This window comes from Archangium sp. (assembly GCF_036389735.1).
Lineage (GTDB): Bacteria > Myxococcota > Myxococcia > Myxococcales > Myxococcaceae > Archangium.
The window spans coordinates 1-8,193 of record NZ_DASVWK010000979.1 but is presented as its reverse complement, the minus strand read 5'-3'; the positions used below and the strand labels follow the sequence as shown (position 1 = coordinate 8,193).

Annotated in this window: 4 protein-coding genes; all 4 read right to left on the bottom strand. The window is 65.9% G+C overall.

The features are described 5' to 3' along the window. The coding region (locus VF794_RS34850; RefSeq protein ID WP_414641001.1) for a sacsin N-terminal ATP-binding-like domain-containing protein at window positions 1-4,978 on the bottom strand (4,978 nt) is incomplete at its 3' end. Window positions 4,979-5,063: 85 nt separating this feature from the next. Continuing rightward, window positions 5,064-5,489 carry a hypothetical protein gene (locus VF794_RS34845; RefSeq protein ID WP_331117439.1) on the bottom strand — a complete coding sequence of 142 codons (426 nt, stop codon included), beginning with the start codon at window positions 5,487-5,489 and terminating at the stop codon, window positions 5,064-5,066. Between the two features lie 449 nt (window positions 5,490-5,938). Continuing rightward, window positions 5,939-7,123 carry a site-specific integrase gene (locus tag VF794_RS34840; RefSeq protein ID WP_331117438.1) on the bottom strand — a complete coding sequence of 395 codons (1,185 nt, stop codon included), beginning with the start codon at window positions 7,121-7,123 and terminating at the stop codon, window positions 5,939-5,941. Between the two features lie 200 nt (window positions 7,124-7,323). Further along, the gene (locus VF794_RS34835; protein ID WP_331117437.1) at window positions 7,324-7,506 is read right to left on the bottom strand and encodes a hypothetical protein; all 183 of its coding nucleotides are present in this window, start codon (window positions 7,504-7,506) and stop codon (window positions 7,324-7,326) included. Window positions 7,507-8,193: the final 687 nt, after the last annotated feature.

Genomic DNA, 8,193 nt, shown 5'->3' with positions numbered 1-8,193 from the left:
CTTCCCCGATATCTCCCACCAGTTCAGGCTCCCGGCGCGGGCGCGACGTCGAACCCCCGCTACCCCCGCCGCCCCCACCGCCTCCCGATGTGCCGCTTCCGTTCGGTGGAGGCAGCGGGGGTCGAACACCCGACAAGATTGCAGGATCGAGCCCTTTCGCGGCTGCCTCCGCCAGCTTGCCTCCGAGAACGCCGTCAGTGCCCGATGCTAGGTCCGCGCGAAGCTCCAATGCCGTCAGTTCCACCCCAAGGACCGACTGCTTCGGCTGTGGTGCCTCCGGCTCCGTTCGTGGGATTCCCGGAAGCTTGGCCATCAACGACGACACCGTGGTGATCTCGCGGAACGCCTGGACGGACGATAGCTTCTTCACCGTCTCCGGTGCGGTGGCCTCGAGCAGCGGGCGGAGAAGGAGAAGCGCCGAGTATACATGCGCCCACTCACCACTCATGCGTGCGTTGAGGGGCGCGTCGGCCAAGACGCTCGCAGCATCGACCTGCTCATTGATGGACGCCGCCAGCCGCACTGCGGCCTGCACGACCGCCTTTACAGATGTCGTGGCATCGATCTCGCGCGTGGTGGCCGCGACATCTCGGTACAAGCGAACGCCGCGCTGCGTCGCATCCCTGGGAATCGGGAGCTCAGAATCCCAGGGCGGAGGCGGAAGCTCATCAAGGGCTCGCACCACGACATCGAACGACGAGACCGCCAGGCGGACTGCTCGCCACGCTGCGTCGTCGGGCGCGGCCGTTTCGACAGGAAGAAACCGCACGTCATCGGGCGCGGGCGATGCGAGTGCGTCAGAGATTGCGGTCCCGAGGAGATCCAGATCGACCGATGCCTCTCTCGCTCCGATCTCCCGCGCGACAGCGACAACGTGCTCGCGAGCCCTTCTGTACCGTAGCTCCGACTCCACGAACGCGTAGCGCTTACCGTCGCGTCGCAGCACGGCGTCTTGCCAAAGGGGCCAAGGAACTCCGATGTACCGAACGACCTGGATCTCCCCCTCCGGAGCCCGCTGCCCCAGCGCCGCGGTCAAGACGGCAGTGAGATCCGGTCGTTCAAGCGCGCGCGCCACATCCTCGGGCCGGTCGCCCACGGAGGCGAACCACGCAGCCGCATCCTCAAGGCTCGTGCCCGGAACCATGTGGCAGCGCGCGGCCAATAGCGCGGGGGCGAGGCCGTCGACGCTCATCGATCGATGGAGCCCGGCTGCGTCGGCGACATCGACGATTTCCACGTCGGTGATTTCGCGCTCGCGAAGGAACGACCGAGTGCCTCCGTCGCGAAGAGCATGTGCATACCCTGCCCAGAGATCGCGAGATCGGGCGCCCACCAGCTCCCAGGTCATCGCGACGACGTCGTGCTTCTCCAGCGTCGAAGACACCAGCAGCTTGTCCGCCGCGCGATCGTAGAAGCTCACGACCCTTGGATCCCTGAACGAACCGAAAACGACAGTCAGCCTCTCGAAGGCCTTCCAGTTGCGACTGACCGGCTCCGAGCGGATCGAACGCTCACCTCCGAACGTCAGCAGCGCGGCCAACTCGGCGGCAACTTCGCTGTGCGGATACTCCCGCTGCAACCAGGACAGGAACCGCTCCGCGTCACCTGGCGACGGCGTAAACTCCAGGGCGACCTTGGCGGTCGAGGTTCGGAGGACCCTGCCCGTGCCCCACGAACGAGCGAAGAGCGCGTAGAGCCGATCCACGGTCGCATCACGTGCGACGGGGACTCGGAACGCTCGGTCGAGCCCGACCACGTGGCGAGCTCGCGCGGGCTCATCGTCGAAGACGACGAGCACTCCCTCGTCGCTCGGTTTGACAGCCTCAAGGCGCCGGTCCCGAAGCAGCGGCACCGTGATGTGGGGGCGGACCCGCTGGGCCGGTTCGTGTTCCAAGCGCTCTTCAATCCGCGCATACAGCTCGATCGCGAGCGAGAGCGCCTCTCGCCGGGTGTGTAGTCGCTCCTCGTCGAGGCGTAACGCAAGCTCGCAGAGCGCGCCGAACAACCGCGCGAGTGGCGCATCTTCGACCGAAGGCACGCCGAGCACGCTCAACAAGCTCGACGCCGCGGCCAAGTTGTGGGGGACGACGTTGAGCACTTGCGCGTAGCCCGTACGACGCGCTCCATCGGGCAGGCGCCAGAGCTGCCCAGCGGGTACTCGGACGGGCTTGCGACCCACGCCTCGTTCTCCAGGGAAGACGGCCCAATCGAGGCGAGCCAACGCAAAGACCCACATCGACGCGACGGAGTCGGCAACGGGAGTGCCAACGCGACCCAGCGAGACGCTGTGGTGTCGTAGATAGACGTCCGGGTGCATCAGCATCAGGTCTACGATGGGCTGCCGCCGTTCCGCGACCTCAAGACCGTCGATCCAACATACCTGGTTGACGTCATGCGGGAGCCGATGCCTCCATCGCGTTGGGTGCGTCGCGAGGAACTCGACGTAGGCGCGATAGACCGCGTCGAGCTCAGGCTCTCCAAGCGTAGGATTGCCAACGACGTAGAGTTTCTCGTTCGAGCTCTCGAGTGGTGCGCTGCGGCTCGGGAAAACCACGACCCGAGGCACCGCCTTGACCCCCATGAGTCCGACAGCCCCGCGCCAGCTGGCCACGGCCTCCTCTGCAAACCCGAATCGCTCACGGAGCACGCGAAGAGGCAGCAGGCGCCGACCAGGATACGCTTGCTCTAGCAGCCGATCGTGGTCGCGCGACAGGCCCCATCCCTCGCCAAGGTAGCACTTCTTCGCCTCGGCCCAGGAGACACCTCCCCCGGTCGCGGCGATGACGGGTACGCGCGCAAGACTGCAATTCAGCTTCCTGCGCGATACCTCCCGCATCGAGGCGATCCACGCGACCGCCTGGCCAAAAAGCTCAAGGGCAAGCTCGCTATCGTCGACCGACTCTTTCACCAAGGCTGGGAATAGAGCCTCCTCGAGTAGCTCTGTTTTGCGCGGCCGGCGCACGAGCCGTTGGTCGGCAAGGCGAAGCGCGAGCTTGGTCAGCGCTCGGCCATCCTCGCGCAAGCGCATTGCGCCGCTGTCGAGCAGCCGGATCATTGCTGCGACTCGTGAGGGGACGTTGGCGACCTCCTCTTCGTCGCCCTGGGTGTCTACTGGAGCGGGAAGAAACACACGCTGCGAGGGGGCCGCGAGCTCGGTGCTGCCAACAGGGAGCCACGCTTGCTCTTGAAGGCCGGCGGCATCGAAGCACTCCAGGAGCGCAATCGCGAAGCCCTCCCAATAGCTGGGCCCCTCGTTGCGATGACGCCGCGCCGCAAGTTCGACGACGCTCATCATCTTCGGTGCTCGCTCGAGCCAAGGATGCGGACGAGACTCCAGCTTGGGCAGGTCAATGGACTCCAGCACGTCTGCGACCTCTATCAGCAGGCCTTGGTCTGGAAGTCGCTTGAGCAGGTCCGGCACCCCGGGGAGCACATCGCGCAGAAACGGGAGGAGTGTCCGCTCATTCTTCCCGGGCAACCTGCATTCGCCGCGCCGTGCAAAGCGTTCACCGCCCCAGGTCAGCACCACGTCGGCGTCAGCGACGCCGCCTGGCTCGAATACGCGCTTGGCAAGCGCACCGGGACTGCGCTGCAGCGCGAGCGTCGCTGCTCGCCGCTCTTCGATCCGGTTCGATGCCTTGAGACGGATGAGCAATTCGCCAACGAGTTCAGCCGCCACCTCGAGCAGCAGAGCATTGTAGGGCAGCGCGAAGTCGAGCCCCGTGCGCGAGATCGTCGCGAAGAACCGGGCATCCACATGCACGGGCAATCCAGTGGGTTGCTGCGTTGGTAGGCCAAGGCAGAAGCGCCCAGCCGGTCCGAGCGGTGCTGGGCGTTCGCCACGAGGCATCGGAAGCGCGATCGTGACAGGGAGAGGGTCGTCCTCCGTCCAGGCCTCAAGGCCGAAGTCACTGAGCGCATCCGTGACCAATCGCCTGCGCTCGGCGGCGACCGGCGCGGCGCCCGCAAGAGCGTCACGCTGGAGCAGCCAGAAGCGTGTGCTGCGAACTACGCCTCCTGGCTCGACGACCGAAACCGTCGCCTCGGCGAGCGAGCCAGGGGCACCCGCGATCGTGCGCGTGAAGGTCCAACGAAGGTCGCGAACGTGGTCGAGGACGATGACCGTTGAGACTCCGGTAAGAAACAGGACAGCCAGCTCCGCTTGACCCGGTTCGCCATTCCCGGCACCCACCAGGCGGTCAATTGCCTGGGCCACGTCGTCCGCTGCACGCTGGTCACGCAGGGGGAGTACGACGAGGGTGCGCATCAATCGCTGTGCTGGCTCTGGGATGCGCAGCTCGGCGAGGCGCTCGAGGAGAGCGTCTCGCGTTCGGGCAAGCGGAAACTTGAATCCGGCCACCCGCGCGAGCTCGGGCTGAACCGCGTCCATCGGATCTTCGAAGCCCCTCTCCGCTAACGACCGCGCAAGCCCGGCGTTCTCAGTGAAGAACGTGCGGATGTCGTCCTCTACCGCCGCGACCAGTTCTTGCTGCTGGAAGGGCTCCTGCTCCAGGGCGATTCCGATGCCGAAGTCGGTGAAGACGTCGCCCGATGCGCCGGAAGCCCCCGCTTCCGCCGCGCTGTAGATCTCGGGCGCGCCGGTGACCTGGTACACCGCCTTGAAGCCGACGCCCTTGTTGCCGACGAGCATGCCGGTCTTGTCGCTGTCCGCGAGGGAGCTGAGTCGCTCCAGGTTTTGGGGCGTCAACACCTGGCCGCCGTTGGACACCGCGAGCAGTCGCTCGGACCGAACCACTACGACCGTCGAGTCGTGCACTTCTCCGCGGAGTGCCTGGTCGTTCGCGTTCTGGAGAAGCTCGACAAGAAAACGGTCATGGTAGTCCTGCCGGATGAGCGCCGCGGCGTGCGCGATCTCGCGATGCTCTCGGCCATCGGTCGCGACGTTCGATGCGAGGAGGTGGGCGCGCTGTCGCCACAACCCCCGAAGCGCTGCGGGCACTTCCCCTTCAATCGTCATGCTCGTCCCCTGCTGTCGCGGAACGTCCGGAGTGTTCGCGGACGAGGCGGCATCAGCACCTCGCGCTCACGCACCTTGCCACCTACTATGAGGGATCTTCTACGTCACCCCGATTAAGCCGCATGGCACCGGCGTTGTAGACGCGGATTGCGGCATCCATGCAGCGCTGGTACGCCGCCACATCGTTAGACTGCGCCGCTCGTTCAAGGAACGCAGCCCGCGCATCGTCTTGTAGACGGAGCGCTTCCTTCATGAGGGTCGTGACCTGCTCCGCAGTAATCTCATCAGCGCTGAGTCGGCTCATGAGAACACGAGCGCGACGAAGTAGCGTCTGTTCCGTTGTCTCGGACGCAGCAGGGAGCCGCTCAAATAGGAGCGGCAGGCCCATTACGGCGCACTCCTCAACAATCTCGGAAACCGTGGGGCGGCGTCCGAACAGCCGCTCGTACGCCGCTGCATAGTTCGTAAGCTGCTGGTGGATTTGGTCAGATATCGTCAGTGTGGTTCTCATTCTGCATCTCCATGATTCGATCGCCGATTACATGAGATACAGTAAGTGCATCTACGCGAAGCGGAAAGAGCGCTCGGTCTCTTGAGCTAAAGTGAACTAGTCGCAGCAGGTGCGCTTTCCTGCCCTTCAGGCTTACATCGCAGAATCTTCCCCGCGAAGGGCTGCTTGGTCGTCACAGCTCGGCGTGCGAGTATGGCGCCTTCATGTGCCCCGTATGTGCCCCTCCGGTGCGGAATCAGGCGGAACGGGGTGGTACAGGAGGGGACGGGACGGGATGTCGAACCCAAGTAAAATCAAGGGGATGGAGGGTAAAGGCGCGTCCTGCTTGAGGTTTTCCATCCCCCCGTGTTGGGTTCGAATCCCGCCCTGGGCAACCCAAAAGAAGCCTCCAAGTCCTTGAGACTTGGGGGCTTTTTTCTTTTCCGCTCCGGACTGTAGCTCGACTGTAGCTACGGGGTCTCGTCCGAGGGCGGCGCGCCTCCGGCCGGCGGCGTCGACGGAGGCCGGAGCTCCACCTTCAGCTTCGCCACTTCCGTGCAGAGCGACTCCCAGGGCAGTGTCGTGTAGAGGCTCACGATGTCGCCCTTCGGCCCGTGCGTGACCCAGGCGAGCTTGTCCCGGTCCGCCCCGTCCGCCAGTGCCAGGCTGATGAAGGTGCGACGGGCGTTGTGGACCCGCCGGCCTCGTAGGCCGAGCAGCTCAAGGTCCTCCAGGAGCTGTGCGTGGACGACGGGGTCGCGCCGGTGCTCTCCACGCCGGGAGGGCACGACGAGGTCGTCAGCCGTGGGCGGTCGTCCCTGCTTGCGCTCCCATCCCTCCTGGCGCCACGCATCGAGGACGCGGGCGAGTACGGGGTGGACCGGCACCTCGCGGGGGCGCTCCGTCTTCACGCCCTTCTCCCGCCGCTGCTTGTGGTGGAAGGCCCTGGATACCCGGAGGCGTCCCAGCGGCTGGGCCGAGGCGTCCCAGGCGTTCCACCGCAGGGCTACCGCCTCGCCGATGCGCATGCCGGTGAGGAAAAGGAGTGCGTAGAGGACACGCCGATCCTCCGGAAGGCGCGTATCCGAGAGCAGGGTCTCCACCTCCTCGCGGGTGAAGACCGCAGTGGAGCGCCACTCCGGATTTTTGTCCACCTTCGGGGGGAGGTCCCCCTTCTTGAGGACGCATGGGTTGCTCTCGATGAACTCGTCGGCGAGGGCGTCCTCGAACATCCGGTGCAGCAAGCCGTACACGTGCCGCACCGTGCGGGGAGCAAGCTGCTTCTTCGTCGGTCCGATGCGCGTGCGGAGCTTGCGGATGAGGTCTCGGACATGGCGCGTGCGCACCTCGGTCAGCGGGAGATGGCCGAGGTCCGGTATTGCGTGGCGCTCGAGGCGGGTGCGGTCGTCCCAGGCGCTGTTCAGGCCCCGCTCTTCCCGCTCGCGGACCCAGCGCTCGAAGTAGCGGCGGACGGTGAGACCCTCGAGCTGCGGCGCCTCGTGGATGAGGCTCGCGGCCACCTTCCGCTCGACAATGCGGAGCAGCTCGCGCGCCTCATCCTCTCGGGTGAGGCCGGTCGACTCCTGGACGCGCTTGCCGCTGCTGTCCCGGTAGGCCATCCAGTACGTCTTGCCACGCAGGTACACGGTCCCCATCAGGGACACTCCTTTCTTTCGGGTGGTGTTTGGGTGGAGGCGTCAGTGGCGCGCCGCGCGAGGATGCGGGTGGCCCGCTCCTCGAGGGAAAGCGCGGCGTCGGCCGGGGAAGGGCCACGCTCCAGGAAGCCGAGGAGCTGGTCCTTGCGGATGCGCCACAGCCGTCCAGTTCGGAGGCAGGGGAGGTGCCCGCTCTGGACTCATGCTCGCACCGTGGCGGCGCTCACCTGGGCGAGGGAGGCCGCGTCCTTGACGGTGAGGAATTCGTTATCCGGCTGGACAGCACCGCGCGCCTCCGCGAGAGCGGCGCGCACCTCCTCGCGCACCGCCCGGCGGACTTCGTCACGGATGATGAAGCGAACGACTTCTTCGAGTTGCGACACGACAGACCCGTGGTCACCGGGACACGACCGGTGCCTTGCTGACGGACTGTCGGTCCCTCGAGGCGGCTGCGTTGCGCAGCCGGGACCGGCGGACAGATGGGCGAGGAGTCCTTCCTTCCGGAAGGTGGCCTCTCCTCGCTCAAGAGAGCGTGGCCTTCATGCCGGGCGTATGCCCGCGCTGGTGGGCCAGTGCCCGGCCGTACCGCCGGGAACTCCTGGTCATTTGAGGAGGGTGTCGGGCCTTTGGCTCGTGCCCCCCTCGTGGTTCAAGAGTAGGGCTGGCGGGTCCAGCGTTCAAGTTGCATGGCTGGGGACCGTGCACTTGGCTTGGCGGGTTGCCGGGCGTCATCCGGCCACGGGGAGCCGATGCGCACGAGCGGGGGAAGGGCGGGAATAGCGAGGGCAATCATTAAGGCTCCTTGGGACGGGAGAGTGTGTGTACGGATTGACATGCCCCGTCGAGCACCCTCTTGAGCTGATACCCGTTTTGGAAACCGCTTTTAAGAGTGTCCCCGCAGCCAGGGTGACGCGGATGCGTTCCCTGCTTCGCTCCCATGACGTTGTCGGCCCGGCTGGTCAGCTGAGGCGCTACTGTCCACGTAACCGGGGCGTAACCGTTCACCACGTCAGGCGGTGGCGAGTCGCAGCTGAGATTGCGAGGGCAGCAACGAGGGTCCGCGCTGTCCG